Genomic DNA, 20971 nt, shown 5'->3' on the forward strand with positions numbered 1-20971 from the left:
ACCCGAAGAGGTCTCCCTCGGACAGAACTATCCGAACCCGTTCAATCCGGAGACGGCGATACGTTACGCATTGCCTAAAACGGGAGAGGTGCGCCTGACAGTCTACGACCTGCTTGGGCACGAGGTAGCGATGCTGGTTGACGGGTTGCAGTCCGCAGGGTTTCATACGGTGCGCTTCGACGGAAGCGGTCTGCCAAGCGGTCCGTACGTCTACCGCTTGCAGGCCGGGAACAGGATTTTTACCCGTACCATGATCCTCCTCAAGTAAACCTGTCTTTATGGGAAGGATGTGCAGGTTGTTTGGGGCGCGATGCTCCATTAGAGAGATTAGGGATAATTGTGAATAATTGGATTTCTCACATAAAAAACACTATCCCCTTTCCATCATCATGAAATCTACACACTGCATTGTGTATCATTTTTCAGTGGTGTTCGATTTTATCAACCATACATGCCCGGAGCCGCAAGGAGCAAGCGAACTCGCACATTCTCATCCACTCCTCTGCGTCCCACAGCCAAGCCGGGACGCACTCCGGGCGCCTTTTGAGAGGCCAGCACAATAATCAGCCGGGGTTATCCAACGGTGAGGCCCGACATCGACAGGCTGGATGCCTCAGAAGAGGGTTTCTGTGAGGCCCGGTGTCGATCATAGCTCCTTGCTAATCCAGCCGCTCGGGCCACGCTAAAACCATGTCGGAGAAGATACAGGAAACTGTACTGAATGCACTGGGCAGGCTGTCCGACTGCTCGATGGGCTGGGCAGCGCTCGCGCTGATGCTGTTCGTGCTTCCCGGCCGAGCGTGGGCGCAGGACGGCTGGTACATAGAGATGCAGCTGGGAGTCGCGGCCGCCCCGGAAATGAACGTGAAGACCGGAGGGCTGGATGATTGGTCATCGTCCGATGTGTCATCGGTCCGGTGTGACGTGACCCTGAACCCCGACCGCGTTCAGGTCGAGCCGGGAGTGTGCAGCGATGTCCCCTTACCCTGGGGGCCTCTGGAGGAGTCGTTCGATGGAGGTGCGGGTATCCTGGCCGGGATGGTCCTGGGGTATCGCTTGCGCAGCTTGAGCGTCGAAGGCGAGTACGTGTACCGCAGCACCGCCCACGACGACACGGCGGTGCCCTATGGCCCCGCGACGAGCTACGATCCCGCCAGGGATGCGGCGTTCGACACGGTCCGGGATGCCCTTGACGACGTGATGTCGCACAGCGCCTTTGCCAACCTGTACTACCACTTCCGCTCCGGCTCGAAGGTTGCCCCGTACCTTGGAGTGGGAGTTGGCTTTTCGGACGTATCGGTCGAGTACCGGACGCTATGGCACCGAACCCGGACCATCGAGAACATCAGTATCTTCGATCCGGCAGGCGAACGGGGAGAGGAAATGAACAGGAGGCTCCTGGGCACGAATACCATTGACCGGGCGAAACTATCGGACTTGCTGCTCGGCTATCAGGTCGTCGCCGGTCTGGATTATCGGATCGGCGCCCGGGTCACCCTTGGCTTCAAGCTTCGATGGGCGGGCTTCGGCCAATTCGATGACGAATCGGAGTATGACTCCCTGCGCGGCCATGCGTCCGTGGCCGGTAATCCGCCGGCGCCTGTTACGTACTATGTAAGGACGGAGGACATCGGGTTCCTGGCTTTCAGCCTCGGCATGAAGTCCCGCTTCTGACCGGTAGACGGAGGCCGGTCATACGCTGAACCGTGGACCGATCACGTCAAGGCGAGTCGTTGCCCCCCTGCTCCAGCACCTCCACCGCCTTCCGCATCCTCCGCACACAGACTTCCCTCCCCAGCACTTCCATCATCTCGAAAAGGCTCGGACCGCCGGAAACGCCGCTCACCGCAAGACGGACCGGATGAATGATGCGCCCCGCCCCGACGCCCCGCTCCCCGGCAAGCGCCCGCAGCATCTCCTCCGCCTGCTCCGCATCGAAAACGGAGGCGGCCTCCAGCCCGTCCGCATAGGCGCTCAAAAGCGCTGCCGAATCCTCCTTCCACCGCTTTTTGACAGCCCCTTCGTCATACGCGGTCGGATCTTCGAAGAAATACCCTCCCGTGTCCGCAAGGTCCTTCGCAAACGTGAGCCGGGGCTGCATGAGCGCCGCGATCCGGCGCTGGCGCGCCTGGTCCTCGAATAAACCGGCCGTCGAATCGCTGCGAAGGTCCAGGAGATAGGGGTGCGCGCGCTCCAGCAATTCATCGACGGAAAATCCCCGAATGTACTGCTGGTTGAACCAGTTGAGCTTGTTCACATCGAATTGCACGCCCCCGCCGTTGATCCGATCGGGCGAAAACAGCTCCGCCATCTCATCGAGCGAAAAAATCTCCCTGTCATCACCGGGATTCCACCCCAGAAGCCCCAGGAAGTTGACGACCGCCTCCGGTTCGTACCCGCCCCACCAGCATTGCTCTACGGTTACCGGCAAGCCCTGCTTTTCGGCATGCCGCTTGGACAGTTTGCCCTTGCCGCCCGGGTTCATGATGAGCGGCATATGCGCCATTTCAGGCGGCTCCCAGCCGAAGGCCCGGTACAGCAGGATGTGCTTCGGCGTCGAGGAAAGCCATTCCTCCCCGCGAATCACGTGCGTAATCCGCATCTCGTGATCGTCCACGACATTGGCAAGGTGATACGTCGGCATGCCGTCGGACTTGATCAGCACCTGGTCGTCGATGCCCCCGGTCGAAAAAGAAACCTTCCCCCGGATGAGGTCCTGGAACGTGATGCGCTCTCCGGGATCCACCTTCAGGCGCACGACATGCGCGTCCCCCCGCTCGAGGCGCCGGCGCACCTCTTCGCCGGAAAGCCCGAGCGAATTCGTCATCTCCCCTCTTGTGGCCGCATCGTACTGCGGCGAGGGGTTCTCTTCCGTGGCGAACCGCTTGCGCATGGCCTCGATTTCTTCCGGCGTATCGAAGGCGTAATAGGCATGCCCCCCCTCGATCAGTCGTTGCGCATACAGGGCGTACATAACTTGTCGCTCCGACTGGCGGTAGGGGCCGAAGGCGCCCCCCTGTTCCGGCCCCTCGTCCGGCTGGATACCGGCCCATTCGAGACTCGACAGGATGTCCCGTTCGGCTTCCGGCACGAACCGCGCCCGGTCGGTATCCTCTATGCGCAGCACGAAGGTACCGCCGCGGCTGCATGCAAAGAAGTAATTGAAGAGCGCCGTGCGGAGCCCGCCAATGTGAAGAGACCCCGTGGGGCTGGGTGCAAAACGGACCCGGACTTTCGACGTAGAAGGTGCAGTCATATCAGAACGTGCAGGGCACATAGGGAGACCATGTGCGGCAAGCAATAATTAGCGGAGAAGATCGTTTTCAACAGAATTTTGATCGGGTAAGAAAAGGAACCGTATCCGCCTGTGTGCGTCCACGTCGGTTCGAATCCGAACGGTCAGCGGAACGGAAAAAACGAACCGGGCCCGGTTGCGCAAGATACACGGATAAAACCCCCGAAAAAAACGCGACACAGCCCCTGCTCGTATACGAAAGAAAACACAGGAAGATACGCACGCCACAGCGCCACAGCATGTTTAGTCGATCAAAACCGATTTCCCGGGCCGTTTCGGCCGCATTATTCATTGGACTTTCTTTTGCCGCAGGATGCGGATTACTGTCCCGCACGGCGCCCGTTCCCGGCGCAGACAACCCTGAGGTCGTAGCCTCCTTTGACGGAGAATTGTTTACGCTCGAGGATTTCGAGGCCAATTACGCCCCTCATTCAGGCAGCGACGCCGACCCCGCTGCCGATTCGCTGGCCTCCTACCGCGATTTTCTCGAGCGGTACGTCGATTTCCGCCTGAAAGTGGCTGCCGCCAGGGAAGCGGGCATGGATACGCGGGCGGACATCCTCGAAGAAATCCAGTCCTACCGGTTGCGGCTCGCCCGCCCCTTCCTGATGGAAAAGGAAATCATCGATCCGATCATCCGCACCCTGCACGAACGACGGCAGGAAATGATCGACGTAAGTCACATTCTACTTTCCATACAGGAAAACGCCCCTGCGGAGGATACGCTCGCAGCATACCTCCGGATGCAGGCCCTGCGCGATTCGGTGCTTCAGGGAGTCGATTTTGGCGAGCTTGCGTTCCGCCACTCGCAGGATCCCTCCGCGCAAGGCCCTCCGGACGCGCGGGGCGCCCGGGGCCGGCTCGGATTCTTCACGGGAGGAGACCTCGTCGAGCCTTTCGAATCGTTCACCTACGACACACCCGTCGGGGGGCTTTCCCCGGTGTTCCGGACCCGCTTCGGATACCACATGCTGATGGTGCACGAACGCAGACCCGCCGAACCGGGTATCCGGATTGCGCACATCATGATTCGCCATGCGGGGCCGCCCGGAGATTCCACGAATGCCCTTGTACGGGCGGAAGCGCTTAAAATACAACTCGACGAAGGGGCCGATTTCGCGGAGCTCGCAGTGGAGCATTCCGAAGACATGATGTCCGCCGGCCGCGGAGGAGACATCGGGTCCATCAACTATTCCACGCCGGTCCCCGAAACCTTCAAGGAAGCCGCTTACTCGCTTGCGGAACCCGGTGACATAACCGGCCCGGTAGAGACCTCTTTCGGGATCCACATTATTCAGTTGACGGAACGCGGGGAACTGCCTTCTTTCGAGGAAGCCTACGAGGATCTGAAAACCCTGGCGGGCCAGTTGCCGCGCACGGGCCTGGCCGAAGAAGCGCTTGCGCAAGACATTATCCAGACGAGACAGGGACATATCGACACCACACTCGTCCTGAATGCTTTCGCCGGCCTTCCCCCCGATTCGATTCTGATTCTGCCGAACGGCGGCCTCGACGAATCGGCCCTCGCCGATACGTTCTTCGTGCTCGGCGACTCGACCTGGACGCTCGGACATCTTGCCGAAACGGCGGGCAGCCTTGGCAACCGCTCCGGATCCGACACCGAGAGCACCGTGCGTGAACTCGTTTCGTCGTTCGTTACCGAGGCAACGCTGGATGCGGAAGCGGCCCGGCTCGAGGAACGCGACGCCGAATTCGGCAGAATCATGCAGGAGTTTCGCGACGGGCTCGTGCTGTTTGCGCTGATGGAAGACTCGGTATGGACAGCCGCCGACCAGGATTCGGCCGCCCTGCGCGCCCACTACGCCATACAGCCGGAAGCATACCAATGGCCGGACCGCATCCGGGCCATCTCCCTGCAAAGCGCTTCGGATTCTCTTCTGCAGGACGCCGCCGCGCGTTTCGACGCAGGCGCCTCGATAGCGGACATCCATGCCCTCTACGCCGCCGATACGCTGTATACGCTGCACGCGGATACGACACTGATCGCCGATTCGTCCGGCTCCGTCTACGATCGCATACTGGACTTGAGCGAAGGCGAACGCACGGAAATTCTTGCCCTGCGGAGCCGGCGCATCATTCTTGTGCATGACGGAATAGAATCCGCCCGTCCGAAAACCTTCGAGGAAGCCCGAACCGAGATCGTAAGCGAGCACCAGAACGTACTGGAAGAACGCCTGCTTGCGCGCCTCAGGGAGCGCTACAATGCGCATACCTTCCCGGACAGGCTCGTGCGGGCTTTCAGAGAGGAATCGCCCCCCATGGAGCATTCCGACACGCCCACAGCCCCTTAGGGCCTGTTAACACTATGCAGCGGCGCGCTGCGGGGCCTAAAAGCATGGGAAATCTTTCCCCTTACAAACGCTGGCTGTTTCTCGCCGGGCTATGTGCAGGAGCGGCGGCGCCGTTTCTTTACGGCTGTGTGGAAAAAACGGAGCCGCGGGAATACGTGGCTCGCGTCGAGGACCGGTATCTTTTCGAGGAAGATATCGAACGCACCATGGGAAGCATCGCCATGATCGGGGACCCCTCGGAAATGCGGATGCAGATCATCGACCAGTGGCTCGCCACGGAAGTGCTGTACCGGGAAGCGCTCCGGCGGGGACTTGCGGAAAACGCCGAAGTACAGCGCCGCCTGGACGAAAGCGAGCGATCCGTGCTGGTGAACTCGTTTATCGAATCCTTCTATCAGGAAAATTCCCCGGCTCCCTCCGCGGAAGAAACCCTGACATACTTCGAGCAGCACAAGGAACAGCTCCGGTTGCGCGAACCCTTCGTGCGGGTCCGGCATCTTCGCGCCGGGACGTTCGAGGAGGCAAGAGAAGCCCAACTCGCGCTCCGGAACGCCCCTGTAGCGGAACGGGATTCGGTATGGACCCTCTGGGCCGACACGCTCGGAACCGGCCCGTCCGCGTCGGACACGCTGTTTGCCCCTCCCGTTTCCGCGCACGATCACTACCCCGAAAGCCGCCTTTTCGGGAACCGGCCGCAGCTGCGGCAAACGCTGGCGAACCTGAGCAATGAACAAACCGCGGCCGTCATCGAAAGCGATTCCGCATACCATGTCCTCCAGTTGGCGGAGCGCATACCGGCGGGAAGCATCCCCGAACAGGAGTGGATCCAGCCCGAACTCGAGCGCCAGCTCATCCTGCAGAACCGGAAACAGTTGTATGCGCGTCTGGTTCAACGTTTAAGAAATGAGGCCCTTGCACGCGAAGAGCTCGATAGTCCATAATATCTCGCGATAATATTTCGTGCGGCGTGGCGTTTCTTCGTTGTTCCAATTCCTGCCTGGCGCATTCATGTCCTTGCACCCGATGAAACCCGCCGCGTGCGCATGCACGGCCTTTCTTCTTGTATGCGTTCTTTTATGCGCGGCGCTGACTCCCTTCGCGGTTTCGCCGGCCCATGCGCAGGAAGGCGATGTGATCGACGAGATCGTCGCCGTGGTCAGTGACCAGATTGTGCTCAAATCCGAGGTAGACGCCATAGTGGCCAACTATCTCCAGCAGCAGCGCGTCCCCTACTCCGAAGCCCTCTGGATGGATGCCCTGAATGAACTGATCGGACAGGAGATCCTGAAGGTGGCCGCCCGCCGCGACACCAACATCACCGTACAGGAAGAGCAGGTCGATCAGGCGCTCAATCAGCGTATCGAGCTCATGGCGTCCCAGGTGGGCGGCGAGCAGATGCTGGAAGAATTGTACGGGCGGAGCATTGTGCGTATCCGGGCGGACCTGCGGGACGAATTGCGCGACCAGTTACTGGCGGATCAGCTTCGTCAGTCCAAAATCCAGAACGTGCGCATTACGCCCACGGAGGCGGAGGAATGGTTCGATCAGTTTCCCGCCGATTCCCTGCCGGTCATCCCCCATGTGGTGCGGCTGAACCATATCGTGCGCTTTCCCGAACTGACGGAAGAAGCCCGTGAGGAGGCCCGGGAGATCATCACCGCGATTCGCGATTCCATCGTAACGGGCGGCGGATCGTTCGAAGAAATGGCGCAGCAGTTTTCGGAAGACCCCGGCTCGGCAAGCCTGGGGGGACGCATAGAAGACACGAGCCTGGGCGATCTCGTGCCGGAGTTCGGCGCGGTCGCCTCCCGGATTCCGGTTGGAGACGTTTCGCAGGTCTTCGAATCCCCGTTCGGATACCACATTGTGCGCGTGAACGACCGGCGGGGGGAAATCGTCGATTTCAATCACATCCTGATCCGCATCGACGACAGCGAAATCGATCCCTCGGAAACCATCGCGTTTCTTACGGCCGTGCGCGATTCGGCGCTTCAACTCGACGTGCCCTTCGAGCGCCTCGCCAAACTGCATTCGCAGGAAGAATCGTCGGCGCAGCTGGGAGGGCGCGTGGTGGACCCGCGCAGCGGGGAACGCGACCTCGTCCGGGAAAACCTCGGGCCGCTCTGGCTGGCGACGCTGGACACGCTGGAAATCGGAGAAATCAGCCGGCCCACGCCCGTACAACTGGAAAATCCCCGGCAGGCCTACCATATTGTACAACTTGTTCTCTCTCAGGAGGAACATATCGTCAGCCTGGAAACGGACTACGATCGCATCGAACAGTTTGCGCTGCAGGAAAAACGCGCGCTATGGATGCAGGACTACATCGAAACCCTGCGTGAGGAGATCTATGTAGACCTGCGCGGCAAAGCGAGATCGGTCGGGATGGTCGAGCTTTAGCGCTGCCGCCGGAAGGGCGATTTTCCGTATTATTTACCCGATCCTGACCTTTTTTTATGCTGCACGTTCAGCAGGATATGCAAGTTCCTGAAGTACTCGAAGCGCTTCATGCGTCCTACGATCGCCTCCGTGCGGAGATCGCAAAGGTCATCGTGGGGCAGGACGAGATTATCCGCCACCTGTTCGTGGGCTTTCTGTCCCAGGGGCATGTCCTGCTGATTGGCGTTCCGGGCCTGGCGAAGACACTGCTTATACGGACGATTTCCCAGGCCACGAACCTGAAATTCAGCCGCATCCAGTTTACGCCCGACCTGATGCCGGGCGACATCACGGGCACGGAAATCATCGAAGAAGATGTCTCGACGGGCCGGCGGTCGTTCAAGTTCGTGCGGGGGCCCATCTTCGCCAATGTCGTGCTGGCGGACGAGATCAATCGAACGCCTCCGAAAACCCAGGCGGCCCTGCTGGAAGCCATGCAGGAGCACCATGTGACCGCCGCCGGGGAAACGTACATACTCGACGAACCTTTCTTCGTGCTCGCCACGCAGAACCCGATCGAGCAGGAAGGCACCTACCCCCTGCCGGAGGCCCAACTCGACCGGTTCATGCTTAATCTGTGGCTCGACTACCCGGCTTTCGACGAAGAGGTCGCCGTGGTCCGCAGTACGACCAGTGCGCGCGTCGCCGACGTAAAGCCGGTGATGCATGCGCAGGAAATCCAGGATTTTCAGCATTTCATCCGGCAGATCCCCGTAGCCGACAACGTAATCGAATATGCGGTCCGCCTCACAGGGCGTACACGACCCGGAAGAGAAGGCGCCCCCGACTTCGTCACGAAATACCTGAGTTACGGAGCAGGTCCGCGGGCGTCGCAGTATCTTATCCTTGGGGCCAAAGCACTGGCCGCCCTCGACGGACGCCTGTCCCCGCTCATAGACGACGTGCGCCGCATCGCGGTGCCGGTGCTGCGGCACCGGATCGTCCCGAATTTCAATGCGGAAGCGGACGAAATCACGCCCGTGGACATTATAGAGCGGCTGCTCGACAGCGCAGGCGATTCCGGACACAGAGAAAAAGGGAAACCACCCGACAGCTCATGAAAGATCCCCGTTCGCACGTTCGTCGATCCACGCACGCACTGGCCCTGCTTGTGCTTTGGTGCGGCATGGGATCGACCGGTGCGCTGGGGGCTTACGAGCCGGAAATCCGCCACGTTTCGGGACTCGTCCATGCCGGCGATACGGACGATGTACGCAAGGCCGGGGCGCCTCCCGCAACCTGCCGGGGGCCAATAATACAACCCGGACCCGGGCGTACGCACGAGGTGTTGCGGCGCGGCGGCGCAGAACACATCCGCCCCGGACCTGCGCGGGCGAACGATACGGGCGAGGAACTCTACGGAAAAGCCTGCGCAACCTGCCACGGCGCGGACGGCAGGGGCGCTCCCGCCGCCTTGCTGGGGTTCGATATTCCGCTTCCCGATTTCACCGACTGCAACTTCGCCACCCGCGAACCCGACGCCGACTGGCTTGCGGTAGCCCATCAGGGAGGACCCGTGCGCGGGTTCGCCCGGGAAATGCCGGCCTTCGGCGATGCGCTGACGCAGGACGAACTGCAAAAGATACTGGATCACATTCGCACCCTGTGCCCGGACGACGAATGGCCCAGAGGCGAATTGAATACGCCGCGCCCCCTGGTGACCGAAAAAGCGTTTCCGGAAGACGAAGCGGTACTGACGACCACGGTCGATATCGTAACCGGCAGGAGCGCTATTCTCCATGAACTGCTCTATGAAAAACGATTCGGGGCGCGTAATCAGTTCGAGGTGGTCGTACCGTTCGGCTTCGAGGAGCACAGGCAAGGCGGTCAGCTCGGGGATGTAGCGCTCGGTTTGAAACGCGTTATGCTCCAGAGTTTGTCGCATGGCAGCATACTTAGCCTCGGAGGCGAAGTGATTCTACCCACGGGACGCAAAAACACGGGCATAGGAAAAGGCCTGACACGCATCGAACCCTTTGTTTCGTACGGACAGATTCTGCCTGCGGATGTTTTTCTGCAATTTCAGGGCGGGTTCGACATCCCCCTGGACTGGAATGCAGCGGCGGACGAAGCGTTTTTTCGCGGCGTGGCGGGCAAAAGCTTCACGCAGGGAGACTGGGGGCGCACCTGGTCGCCCATGCTGGAAGTACTCGGAACCCGTTCTCTGGGAGTGGAGGGCGTTTTGCATTGGGATATCGTGCCCCAGGCGCAAATCAGCCTGAACCGGCGGCAGCACGTGATGCTCAACATCGGACTCCGTATTCCCGCGGATCAGTACGCCCGCGATGCGCAATTTATAGTCTATCTGTTGTGGGAATGGTTCGACGGAGGTTTCTTCGAGGGCTGGTAACCTGTACCTGACCGGAAAATGTACCCATGAGCGGAAAGCTGTTTCTGGTAGTTCTTATTGCTTCGGCAGGATTGACCCTCGTCCATCCGCTGTTCTTCTCCGTGCCTCCGAAAGCGCCGGACACGGCTTCTTCCGAAACGGATCCGCACCTGTTCGCGACCGGCGCCGCGTGCATAAGTTGTCATAGCAATCTGATCACCCCTTCCGGCGAAGACATCTCGATCGGCACGGACTGGCGCGCTTCCATGATGGCCAATTCGGCCCGCGATCCGTACTGGCAGGCCGCGGTCAGGCGGGAAACGATGGATCATCCGGAGGCGCAGGCCCTCATCGAGGACGAATGCGCCGCTTGCCATATGCCCATGTCCCGATTCGAGGCAAAGGCTGCGGACCGGAAAGGGCAGGTCTTTTCCCACTTGCCGGTTGGCGAAAATACACACCGCACCGACGATTTGGCCGCCGATGGCGTTTCCTGCACCGTATGCCACCAGATTACCGCCGAGAACCTGGGCACCGGAGAAAGCTTCACGGCCGGGTTCGTGATCGACACGGAGACGCCGATGGAACAACGCGCCATTTTCGGGCCCTATGAGGTGGACACGGGCCGCCGGACCGTGATGCATTCCGCGTCGGGATTCCGGCAAGTGGAATCGCGCCATATTCAGAAGTCCGAACTATGCGCGACATGCCATACCCTGTTCACGGAAGCGATCGGGCCTACGGGAGAGATTGCAGGGGAACTGCCCGAGCAAGTCCCCTATCTGGAATGGCTGCACAGCGCCTACCCGGAAGAAAAAAGTTGCCAGTCCTGCCACATGCCCGTCGTGGAGGATACCACGGCCATCTCTTCGGTATTAGGCGAGGGGCGCACCGGGGTCTCCCGGCATGTGTTTCAGGGGGGCAACTTCTTTATGCTCCGCATGCTCAACCGGTACCGGGCCGAACTGGGCGTAGAAGCGCTCCCGAACGAACTGGAGGCCACGGCGCGGCAAACCGAGCATCATTTACAGACAAACACCGCGCGCATCTCGATAGAAAACGCGGAACGGGTAGACGATGCGCTGCATGTCGAGGTGCGCCTTGAAAATCTGGCCGGGCATAAACTTCCGACGGGCTATCCCTCGCGCAGGAGCTGGATCCGTTTTACGGTGCACGACCGGAACGGGACCCCCGTTTTCGAATCCGGCGGCATCCGGTCTACGGGTGAAATCCCCGGAAACGACAACGACACGGATCCGGCTCGCTACGAGCCCCATTATCAGGAAATCACGCAAAGCGATCAGGTGCAGATCTACGAATCCGTGATGGTCGATACACAGGATCAGGTGACGACGGGGCTTTTGCAGGCAGTGCGGTACATCAAGGACAACCGGCTGCTGCCGCGGGGATTCGACAAGGCGACCGCATCCGAGGATATAGCGGTGCATGGACGGGCAAGGGAGGACGCCGATTTTACCGGCGGAAGCGACACCGTACGCTACATCATCCATTTGGGCGGACAGCAGGGACCCTTTACCGTGCAGGCCTCGCTCTGGTATCAGCCGATCGGCTACCGTTGGGCCCATAACCTGAAGGACTACGACGCTCCCGAAACCAATCGATTCGTCGAATTCTACGATTCCATGTCGGAGATATCCGGCATATCGCTCGCCACGGCGGAAATCGTCGTATTCGGGCCCTGAAACGTCTATATCCAGCCGGGGTCCGGCCTAAGGCTGAATCTCCACATAGCGTTCCAGGCGCGCAACCTCGTCGTCATCGACATACTTGCCTATCTCCCGGCGAAACTGTTCGATCCGGCTGTACGGCCGGTATTCCTTGAATTCATGAAGCATCCGGTTGCCCAGGTTCGGGATCGTAAGGATGTCTTCGTCGCTGGCCGTATTCAGATCGATCGGCACGAAAACGAACTGCTCCAGCCGCGCAACCTCCTCGTCGTCCACATACTTGCCTATTTCCCGGCGGAATTCTGCGATGTGGGCGTACGGTTTGTATTCGTCGAACTCATGGGCCATCCGGTTACCGACCCCGGGAACCAGAAGAATTTCTTCTTCGGATGTGTCATTCAGATTCAGCGGCAGGAAAAGCCGGGCGTACAATTCGTCTTGCCGGGCTTCATCCAGGGATTCGCCGACCAGCGCGTTGACCTCGAGCATATCCGTAAACGGACGCCCTGCAAGGATCGAATCCGCCTTCGCTGCATCCATATGGGGCAGCGCTGCGAGCTCGGATTCGGTGGCCGTGTTCGGATTGAGCACGCCCATATTCTGCCCCACCTGGGCCTCGGAAACAGTGGCGGGAATCAGAGTGAGCGCCGCAAGCAGTACGAACAGTCGGGTCGGGATGCGTTGTATCATTGTTTTTCCTCGTGTGATGGGTTTGCCGCGTTTATCTCCACGGATGCATCGGATCTGTTCCGGGAGGCGGAGAATATCGGATGCCGCCAGGTGTAAAGGAGCCCGATGAGTCCGAGATACACCATGGTTCCGGGCGCCAGGGCCGGCATCGCCCCGGTGAGGGATTCCCGAATCAGCTCCCATCCCGCAGCCGCGGGATTCATTTCCAGCTCGAATTCCACATTGCTTTGGTAATGCAGATAAACGCCCAGAACGCCTGCGGCGACAAACAGAAGCATGCATACCTGAAAAATGCGCAGGACGCATGCATCGTTGCGAAAAAGCCGGACGAAGAGAATCGCCAGGCTCAGTACCATCATTCCCAGCGGCACGAGTTGCCACGGGTCTTCATAGTGACTCAGCAGGATCAACTCGCTGCCGGCGCCCAGAACCCCGAAAAGAAATAATACCAATAGCAGTGCGCGCATCCCTACCCTCCATCCGGTACGATAGGCTCCTCTACGGTATGGGCGGCGTCTCCGGACATGCTTTCTTCTTCCACGGCAGCCACCCCCGCATCTTCTTCCTCCTCCTGGCCCGGATACCGGATGCGTATGTGGTAAATACCCAACAGCATGGACAAAAAGGTCCGCTTTATTTGCGCCAGATCGCGGAACGTCAGATCCGAATCGTCGAGCTGCCCGTCGGCAAGGCGATCCGCAACGATATCATCGATGAGCGTTTCAAGACGCCGGTGCGTAGGATCGGCAAGACTGCGGCTTGCCGCCTCTACGGAATCGGCAAGCATCAGGATTCCCGTCTCTTTCGTGGCGGGACGCGGGCCGTCGTACCGGAACTCGGATTCGAGGACCTCCGGATCGCCCTTCCTGCGCTGACTGAGCGCCTGCCGGTAGAAAAATTCGATCCGGGAGGTGCCGTGATGCATGGCGATGAAATCCAGCACGCGCTGCGGCACATTGTATTCTCTGGCCTTTTCCAGGCCCTCCTTCACGTGCGACGCGATAATCAGGGCGCTCATTCGCGGCTTCAGATCGTCGTGCGGATTGGGGCCCGACCGCTGGTTTTCCACGAAGTAATTCGGCTTGGCGATCTTGCCTATATCGTGGTAAAGCGCCCCGACACGCATCAACAGGGTGTTCGCTCCGATCGCATCCGCAGCGGCTTCGGAAAGATTGGCCACCTGGAGGGTATGGTTGAACGTACCGGACGCCTCCAGCGACAATTGCTTGAGAAGCGGATTATTCATATCGGAAAGTTCGACCAGCGTCAGGTCGGTGGTAATGCCGAATGCGCGCTCGGCAATCCACAGCAACGGATAGGCGAGCAGCAGCAGAAATGCGCTGATGCTTGCGGGCAGCATGTCGGCGAAAAACACACGGAAGGGTTCCCCGAAAAAGGTGGCCGATGCCGCAAGCACCAGCAGGTATCCGAGGAAAACCATGCCGGCGCTGATGAAGAATTGCCGCCGGTTGCGGATGTCCCGCACGCTGAACACGCCGAGGGCGGACGCCAGGAAGGTCGCAAAGGTAAATTCGAAATTATAATACAATAACTGGCCGCCCAGCAGAGCCAGAGTCAATGCGGCGAAAATGCCGACGCGGGAATCGAAAATCACCGTGATCAGCACCGGAGCAATGGCTACCGGCACGAGATACATGCGCAAAGACTCCGTGTGAAGCGGAATGGCGAAGAGCCCGACCACAATGGCGAACAGAATGGCCAGGAGTAACATACTCCGTCTACTCGCGAAAATGGGCCGCCGCAGCAGATACAGATACAGAAAGAAGAGAAAGTATGCCGCAAGAATGACGAGAAACTGTCCGAGAAGCACTCTCCAGAGAATATTTTCGCCGCCCCGCTCCTGCCATGCGCGTTCGAACGAAGTAAGATGCGCATAAATATCCTCCGTAACCCGTACCCCGTCCTCGATGATCGTTTCGCCCTCGGCCACCCGACCCCGCACCGGAGAAATGCGTTGTTCGAGGCGCTGGAACTCGCGTATGGTTTCCGCGCGAAGGTAGCTGAGGGAAGGCGTAAAAATCGCCCGAAAGAAGGCGCCTCCCAGTGCGGCGGAAAGGCTGTCTTCACTCTGCTGGAATTGTCGTTCGGCGAAGGCGTACGCTTCGTCCAGACCGTAGGTGTTGTCCTTGTTCCGAATCGTTTCGGTCCGGTCCACGTCGTCCCGAACCACGATCTGATCGGACAGGACACTATCCTGCGGTACATCCAGCACGCCTACGACAAGGAGTTGCGAGGCGACGCTCCAGGCCTCGTTCAGCAGGCGTTCGTCCGGTCGGGATGCATTGGATGGAGGTTCCTCACCCGACAGTTCGGGCATACGCAGCGCATAGGCCTCGGCCAGCAACCGCCATTGCCCAGAGGTGATCGTAAGACGAGCCGCCCGGCGCAGGTCGAGATATCGGAGCGAATCGGCCTCCCCTTCCTCCGTTTCGCCGAGCAGGCGGTGTACACGATACGCGGCCCAGGCATCAAAAACCTCGTCAAGCTGCTGGATCAGCGTGTCCCGATTCGCCTCCATGACCCCTTGCGCATCGTCCGAGACCTGGAAATAAGGCGGCGTATTTTCCCGAATCGCCGTCCGCTCCGCTTCCAGTTGCGCCTCCGACTTGTAGATGGAGAAATCGAAAGGGGCCACCAGCGACTCCCCATGCCATTCGTCCCCGATCTCCACCGTGTACTGGTACACATTGCTTCTCGGAAAAGCGGCCACCGTCAGTAATACGAGCGCGAAGAAAATACCCCCGGTGTACATCCAGTGGATTTGCCCGGACTTGTCCCGGGAGGCAAGCCCCTTTTCGAGATTGTTCCCGACAGGCTGCGGTTTCTTCTTCCGGAGGCCGATGGCTCTCAACACTCTCATAGGGGGACTCGTCCGGGAACGAAACGCGGGATGGGATCGCAGGAGGAGGGCCTCCCGATCAAAGCCGTATGGGGCCGCGCAATGCGCTGCCTCTCCGGCTCGGGCATGCAACAGTCCCTATCTATGCCGCAGGGCAAACAGGGATCCCAAAACCAGATGAAGGCCCGCCCCGATAGCCGTATACCAGGGCCAGGCTATGGCGCGGAGCCCCTCCCGAGCCACCACCTCGTCGCCGGGCATAAACCGGATAATCCACCCCTCCTGAGGATGATGCCAGACAGAGAAGATCACCCAGATCATGACGATCACCGTAGTCACAAACGAAAACACGGCATCCGTCTGGTTCGTGGCCTTGTTGAAAAGGCCCAGCAGAAAAACCCCAAGGAGCCCCCCATACGTGAACGAGGCTATGGCGAGCCCCAGTTCGACCACGGGGTTATCGCGATCCTCGAAAAGCGTGGCGAAGAAAATGAATACAATGCCCCAGAATACGGTAAACAGGCGGGATACAAGGAGGGATCGCGCGGCCGGAAGCCCCTTGCCCCGGATACGCGCAAACCACGGGATGCGCTCGAAAAGATCGAACACGGAGGATGAGGCCAGCGAATTGAGCGACGACGATAACGTACTCATTGCCGCCGCCACAATACCGGCCAGCAGCAAGCCGGATACGCCCGGTGGCAACCCCTCGATGATGAACTTCGGAAAGATTTCGTCGCCCCGGGCAAGACCCAGATCGGCTATGGAAACCCCTCCGTAGTAGCTCCAGAGCAGCAATCCCACCCCCAGAAAGAGCGCAAACTGGAAGATGGCCACCACGGCGGAACCGATGAGCGCCTTTTTGCTGTCCTGCTCGTCCCGACAGGTGAGCAGGCGCTGCACAATGAGTTGATCCGTACCGTGCGAAGCCATGGAAAACACCGCCCCGCCCACCACGGCGGTTACAAAGGCATACGGAGACGTGATCCATGTCGAGAGGGACTCGTTTGTCGCCAGATACAGCACCTGCGTCTTGCCGGCTTCCGCTGCCTGCGCCCACCAGTCGCCGGGTACCTGCCCCAACAATACAAACACCGCCACCACGGCCCCGCCAAGGTACACGGCCATCTGGACGACATCCATCCACACCACGGCCTTGATGCCCCCTATCAGCGTGTAGACAATGGTGAACAGGGCGATAACGGAAATGATAAATGCGTAGGATATATCCAGCCCCGCCGAGTCCGCAATCACCTTCAGGGGAATGGCCGTAGCGAAGAGGCGTACCCCGTCGGCGAGCAGGCGGGTGACAAGAAACGTCACCGAAGCCGTGCTCCGCATGGCGTCCCCGTACCGGTCGCCGAGCAAGGCATAGGCAGTAACCAGTTCTCCCTGAAAATACCTGGGAAGAAAAAACATCGATACGACGATTCTGCCCAGCAGGTAGCCGAAGGTCAGTTGCAGAAAAGTCAGGCTGCCGCCGTACGCCACCGCCGGAATCCCGATCACCGTCAGCGTGCTCGTTTCGGTGGCCACCACGGAAAAGCACACTGCCCACCAGGGCATATCCCTGTTGCCGAGAAAATAATCCGCGGTGCTTTTCTGCCGCCCCCCGGCTTTGATGCCGAATGCGGCCACGCCGGCCAGGTACAGGACGATAACGACGTAATCGAGGGTGGTCAGCATGGCAATGAGCGGATTATTCCTCGAGGAGGGCGAGCAGTTGATCCTCGTCGAGTATCACAATCCCCAGTTCGGCGGCCCGCTCGCGCTTCGAACCGGGATTCTCGCCGGCCACCACATAGTCCGTATTCCGACTCACACTGCTGCTGACACGGCCTCCCGCCTGCTTGATACGCGCCGTCGCTTCCGCCCTCTCAAGCGTCGGCAACGTACCCGTGAGTACAAAGGTCCTGCCGGCCGCCTGGCCGGATTCGTCTTCTTCCGGAGGCGCTTCCTCGGGCAATCGCTCCGTATTCACGCCGGACTCGCGCAACCGTCGTATCAGATCCCGATTGGCCTCGACCGCAAACCAGCTCTCCACACTCTTTGCAATGACCTCTCCAATGCCCTCTATTTGCTCTATTTCTTCTGCGCCGGCCCTCGACAAGGCATCGAGCGAAGCATAGTGGGCGACAAGCAGTTCCGCCGTAGTGCGCCCCACATGACGAATACCCAGTCCGAACAGAAGACGACTGAGGGGGCGTTTTTTGGAGGTTTCGATCCCTTCGAGAAGATTATCCGCCCGTTTTTCGGCAAACAGGTCAAGCGCAATCAACTGTTCCGCAGCAAGACCATAAATATCCGCAAGGGCACCGACAAGCCCCTCTTCTACAAGCGTCACCGCCAACTTGGAGCCCAGCCCCTCTATATCCATGGCCCCCCGGCTCGCAAAATGCTCTACGAGACGGATGAATTGCGCCGGGCAGTCAATGGACACGCAGTAGCTATCCACCTCGTCCGGCAGCTTGCGAAGTTCGCTCGCGCATACCGGGCAGTGGACAGGCATTTGCCAGGTACGCTCCCCGCCGGACCGCACTTCCTCAATGGGCTTGACCACCTGGGGGATCACGTCTCCGGCCCGCTTGATCACCACCCGATCTCCTATGCGGATATCCCGGTCGCGGATGTACTCTTCGTTGTGCAGGGTGGCGCTCGATACGGTGACGCCCGCAACGGGCACCGGCTCAAGCACCGCCTCCGGCTTGATGACGCCGGTCCGCCCCACACTGACCTTGATATCGTTCAGCACCGTCGTCGCTTCCTTTGCAGGAAACTTGCAGGCCACGGCCCAGCGGGGGGCATTCGATACGGATCCGAGCGCTTCCTGCCAGTCGAACCGGTCTATTTTGACCACCAGCCCGTCAATTTCATAGTCCAGGTCCTCCCGCTTCCGGTGCCACGCCTCGTAGAGCGATTTCACCTCCTCGATGGAATCGGACCGCGCAACATGTTCGCTTACATAAAAACCGTATGCCCCGAGCCGCTCGAGCAAAGCATACTGCCCTTCCGGAGGTGCGTCGATACCCTCCACCGGACCCGTTCCGTGCGCTACGAACGACAAGGGACGCGAGGCCGTAATCGACGGGTCGAGCTGGCGCACGCTGCCGGCGGCTGCATTCCGGGGATTCGCGTACAGTTTGTCCCCGGCAGCCGCCGCGGTCTCGTTCAGTTTCTCGAAATCCCGGTTGCGGATGTAAATCTCTCCGCGCACTTCCATGCGATCCGGCGGAATGGCGACCCCGGAATCCTCCACAGAAACGGCCATCGCCGGAATGGACAGAGGGATCGAGGGGATCGTGCGTACGTTGGCGGTGATGTTCTCTCCCTCCGCGCCATCCCCGCGGGTGGCTCCCAGCACCAGCTTGCCTCGTTCGTAGGTGAGGGCAACTGCAAGACCATCCATTTTCGGCTCCACGGTCATCTGCGGACACGCATCCTCGCCGAAACGGCCACGCAGCCCGCGCAGGCACCGTTCGTACCACGCTTCCAGTTCAGCTGCGTCGAATGCCTTGCCGAGCGATAGCATGGCGGCAGGGTGGCGAACCCGCTCGAACCGGTCGAGCGGCGCGGCGCCCGTGCGATGCGTGGGCGAATCCGGCGCAATCAGGTCCGGGTAACGCGCTTCTATCTGTTCAAGCGCCCGGAAAAGTCGGTCGTACTCGTCGTCCGCCACGACAGGAGCGTCAAGTACATGGTACCGGTGATTATGGGCATTGAGAAGCGTCCGTAACGTCTGCGCAAGATTCGCCGCCTCGCTGTGCGGCATGGAATGCAGATCGGTGGATGCAATGTGCATCAAGACCTTGTGAGATGCATCGACAAGGTTCTTCATAAGAAGCGCCGCCGGTACCGGCCGCTATGGTTGGATGGAGGAGAACCAGGAGCGAACCGCGTCACGAGTCAGGGTTGCCCTGTCTTCGCCGGCCGCTCGGGATACCGGATAGGGCATGCCTTCCACTTGCACGGTAACGCTATCGAGCTGCTGCTCCAGTATAATGCTGTCCGCCATACGGAATGTCATAGAACCTCCCCGATCTATCCAGTACGGGCGCCGCAGATCGTTATCCACCGTCACCCTGATCGGAGCCACACTGCCCTTGTCCGCCACGATCGTGATGTTCAGCGTGTCGGGAAGAAATTGTATGGGGATATCGTTCGCCGGGGATGTGGCATCGGTCATACCGTTTGCCGGTTCGGCCAACTCCGTAACAGAAGACGATTCCTGCGCAGACCCGTCCGAACCGGATCCCATCCTCGTCAGACCCCAGATGCCCAACCCGACCACCACGACGCACACACCAACAAATATCCATCGGGGGTCCGCCCCGCTGCCGCTGGCAGGCCCCCGCGCGCTTGCGCCTTTTGAGGACCTGGCGGTGGTAACCCCGGAGAAAGAGAAGGAGGGAACTCTGGCGAAAGGGCTTCGATCAGGAGTTGCGCCGGGCGATGTGTCTTCCCGGGCAGCAGATGTCTTCGCCGCCGAGGCTTCCCGGGCAGGGGGCTGTTCAGCAGGCGAAGTTTCGGGAGCGGTCGTTTCGGGAGCGGTCGTTTCGGGAGCGGTCGTTTCGGGAGCGGTCGTTTCGGGGTCGGGTGTTTCGGAAGCAGGCGTTTCGGAAGCGGGCGGCCCGGAATCGTCCTTCCCGTCCGATGCGGCGGGCTTCTCAGAAGGAGTTTCAGCGGATTCCGGTTCGGTCCGCCTGGATGGAACTGCCTCCTTTACCTGATCCGATTCGGAGGAGGCAGGTTTTGCGCGGCTTGTCTTCTTCTCTTGTTTCGGGGGTTCTTCCCCGGTCTTTTTCCCGGATTCGCCCAGATACTCTTTGGCCAGCGAACCGGCATATCGCCCCTTGATCGCCAACTCGAGCGCTTGCAGCGTCATCTCCACATCCATATCCAGATGCTCGGCGTATCCACGCACGAAGAGCCGGAGATATACCCTGTTGAACTGGGGATGATTGATAAGCGCATCGTGTTCGAAGCGCTTGATCATATCGTACGCCATCTTGGTGGCGTCGTGTATGTCGGCCAAAGAGACGCCGCGGGCCCTGCGGATACGGCGCAGGTCGCGGGCAAATCGTGTTCCGCGTTCGGCTTCGCCAGACATGTATGAAATATGCTCTGCTTGAATGCGGTGTACAATATCCGCCGGAAATCCGGCAGACCAGCCTCCGGCATGGAAGAAATTGAAATACCTGCCGGGAGATATTCCGGGGGACTGCTACCACGCACGAATCGCAAAGATAAAAAAGCCGGGGTGCATGAAAAAGCGAAACCGGTACGAAGACGCGAATTATTTGAGGGACAGGGGGCATGAACCGGTATTTCAACCGTCATGCCTGTCAAGGCAAGCACTGC

The 20971-nt window shown here is 59.9% G+C and carries 15 protein-coding genes; 8 read left to right on the forward strand and 7 right to left on the reverse strand.

Annotated elements, in window-relative coordinates:
* Positions 1-268, forward strand: a 268-nt coding sequence (locus tag F4Y00_09795; protein ID MYE05248.1) for a T9SS type A sorting domain-containing protein, incomplete at its 5' end; no start/stop codon positions are given.
* 422 nt (positions 269-690) lie between these two features.
* The gene (locus F4Y00_09800; GenBank protein ID MYE05249.1) at positions 691-1674 is read left to right on the forward strand and encodes an outer membrane beta-barrel protein; all 984 of its coding nucleotides are present in this window, start codon (positions 691-693) and stop codon (positions 1672-1674) included.
* A gap of 46 nt (positions 1675-1720) precedes the next feature.
* Here F4Y00_09800 and F4Y00_09805 read toward each other — a convergent pair whose 3' ends face one another.
* Complete coding sequence (locus F4Y00_09805) at positions 1721-3256, reverse strand: glutamate--tRNA ligase (GenBank protein MYE05250.1); 1536 nt, start codon at positions 3254-3256, stop codon at positions 1721-1723.
* A gap of 278 nt (positions 3257-3534) precedes the next feature.
* On the opposite strand from F4Y00_09805, the gene F4Y00_09810 reads away from it, so the two are divergent.
* The 6 genes from F4Y00_09810 to F4Y00_09835 all read left to right on the forward strand — a co-directional run bounded on the left by F4Y00_09810 (position 3535) and on the right by F4Y00_09835 (position 12078).
* Positions 3535-5607 carry a peptidyl-prolyl cis-trans isomerase gene (locus F4Y00_09810; GenBank protein MYE05251.1) on the forward strand — a complete coding sequence of 691 codons (2073 nt, stop codon included), beginning with the start codon at positions 3535-3537 and terminating at the stop codon, positions 5605-5607.
* Positions 5608-5651: 44 nt separating this feature from the next.
* The gene (locus F4Y00_09815; protein ID MYE05252.1) at positions 5652-6548 is read left to right on the forward strand and encodes a peptidyl-prolyl cis-trans isomerase; all 897 of its coding nucleotides are present in this window, start codon (positions 5652-5654) and stop codon (positions 6546-6548) included.
* Positions 6549-6615: 67 nt separating this feature from the next.
* Positions 6616-8007, forward strand: coding sequence for a peptidylprolyl isomerase (locus F4Y00_09820; GenBank protein MYE05253.1), 1392 nt, complete (start codon positions 6616-6618; stop codon positions 8005-8007).
* A 56-nt stretch (positions 8008-8063) separates the two neighbouring features.
* Complete coding sequence (locus tag F4Y00_09825) at positions 8064-9107, forward strand: MoxR family ATPase (GenBank protein MYE05254.1); 1044 nt, start codon at positions 8064-8066, stop codon at positions 9105-9107.
* A complete protein-coding gene (locus F4Y00_09830) occupies positions 9104-10396 on the forward strand; it encodes a c-type cytochrome (GenBank protein ID MYE05255.1) in 1293 nt (430 codons plus the stop codon). The genes F4Y00_09825 and F4Y00_09830 overlap by 4 nt, the downstream gene beginning before the upstream one ends.
* A 26-nt stretch (positions 10397-10422) precedes the next feature.
* Positions 10423-12078 (forward strand): hypothetical protein, encoded by a 1656-nt coding sequence (locus F4Y00_09835; protein MYE05256.1) that lies wholly within the window; start codon positions 10423-10425, stop codon positions 12076-12078.
* A 27-nt stretch (positions 12079-12105) separates the two neighbouring features.
* Here the strand turns inward: F4Y00_09835 and F4Y00_09840 are convergent, their stop codons facing one another.
* The 6 genes from F4Y00_09840 to F4Y00_09865 all read right to left on the reverse strand — a co-directional run bounded on the left by F4Y00_09840 (position 12106) and on the right by F4Y00_09865 (position 20720).
* Entirely contained in the window at positions 12106-12753 is a 648-nt protein-coding gene (locus tag F4Y00_09840; GenBank protein ID MYE05257.1) for a hypothetical protein, read from the reverse strand.
* Positions 12750-13205, reverse strand: a complete 456-nt coding sequence (locus F4Y00_09845) for a tetraspanin family protein (GenBank protein MYE05258.1) — start codon at positions 13203-13205, stop codon at positions 12750-12752. The genes F4Y00_09840 and F4Y00_09845 overlap by 4 nt, the downstream gene beginning before the upstream one ends.
* Positions 13206-13222: 17 nt before the next feature.
* Positions 13223-15634: an HDIG domain-containing protein gene (locus tag F4Y00_09850; GenBank protein ID MYE05259.1), complete on the reverse strand. Its 2412-nt coding sequence runs from the start codon at positions 15632-15634 to the stop codon at positions 13223-13225.
* A 117-nt stretch (positions 15635-15751) separates the two neighbouring features.
* On the reverse strand, positions 15752-17299 hold the full coding sequence (locus F4Y00_09855; protein ID MYE05260.1) for a sodium/solute symporter: 1548 nt from the start codon (positions 17297-17299) through the stop codon (positions 15752-15754).
* A gap of 13 nt (positions 17300-17312) precedes the next feature.
* Positions 17313-19448 (reverse strand): NAD-dependent DNA ligase LigA, encoded by a 2136-nt coding sequence (gene ligA, locus F4Y00_09860; GenBank protein ID MYE05261.1) that lies wholly within the window; start codon positions 19446-19448, stop codon positions 17313-17315.
* Between the two features lie 24 nt (positions 19449-19472).
* Positions 19473-20720 (reverse strand): hypothetical protein, encoded by a 1248-nt coding sequence (locus tag F4Y00_09865; GenBank protein ID MYE05262.1) that lies wholly within the window; start codon positions 20718-20720, stop codon positions 19473-19475.
* Between the last annotated feature and the right edge of the window lie 251 nt (positions 20721-20971).

Source organism: Bacteroidetes bacterium SB0662_bin_6, from assembly GCA_009839485.1.
Lineage (GTDB): Bacteria > Bacteroidota > Rhodothermia > Rhodothermales > VXPQ01 > VXPQ01.

Bases quoted from the DNA above. Each gene is read 5' to 3' on its own strand.
- F4Y00_09800 (MYE05249.1), top strand. From the start codon at position 691: ATGTCGGAGAAGATACAGGAAACTGTACTGAATGCACTGGGCAGGCTG.
- F4Y00_09805 (MYE05250.1), bottom strand. From the start codon at position 3,256: ATGACTGCACCTTCTACGTCGAAAGTCCGGGTCCGTTTTGCACCCAGC.
- F4Y00_09810 (MYE05251.1), top strand. From the start codon at position 3,535: ATGTTTAGTCGATCAAAACCGATTTCCCGGGCCGTTTCGGCCGCATTA.
- F4Y00_09815 (MYE05252.1), top strand. From the start codon at position 5,652: ATGGGAAATCTTTCCCCTTACAAACGCTGGCTGTTTCTCGCCGGGCTA.
- F4Y00_09820 (MYE05253.1), top strand. From the start codon at position 6,616: ATGTCCTTGCACCCGATGAAACCCGCCGCGTGCGCATGCACGGCCTTT.
- F4Y00_09825 (MYE05254.1), top strand. From the start codon at position 8,064: ATGCTGCACGTTCAGCAGGATATGCAAGTTCCTGAAGTACTCGAAGCG.
- F4Y00_09830 (MYE05255.1), top strand. From the start codon at position 9,104: ATGAAAGATCCCCGTTCGCACGTTCGTCGATCCACGCACGCACTGGCC.
- F4Y00_09835 (MYE05256.1), top strand. From the start codon at position 10,423: ATGAGCGGAAAGCTGTTTCTGGTAGTTCTTATTGCTTCGGCAGGATTG.
- F4Y00_09840 (MYE05257.1), bottom strand. From the start codon at position 12,753: ATGATACAACGCATCCCGACCCGACTGTTCGTACTGCTTGCGGCGCTC.
- F4Y00_09850 (MYE05259.1), bottom strand. From the start codon at position 15,634: ATGAGAGTGTTGAGAGCCATCGGCCTCCGGAAGAAGAAACCGCAGCCT.
- F4Y00_09855 (MYE05260.1), bottom strand. From the start codon at position 17,299: ATGCTGACCACCCTCGATTACGTCGTTATCGTCCTGTACCTGGCCGGC.
- ligA (MYE05261.1), bottom strand. From the start codon at position 19,448: ATGAAGAACCTTGTCGATGCATCTCACAAGGTCTTGATGCACATTGCA.
- F4Y00_09865 (MYE05262.1), bottom strand. From the start codon at position 20,720: ATGTCTGGCGAAGCCGAACGCGGAACACGATTTGCCCGCGACCTGCGC.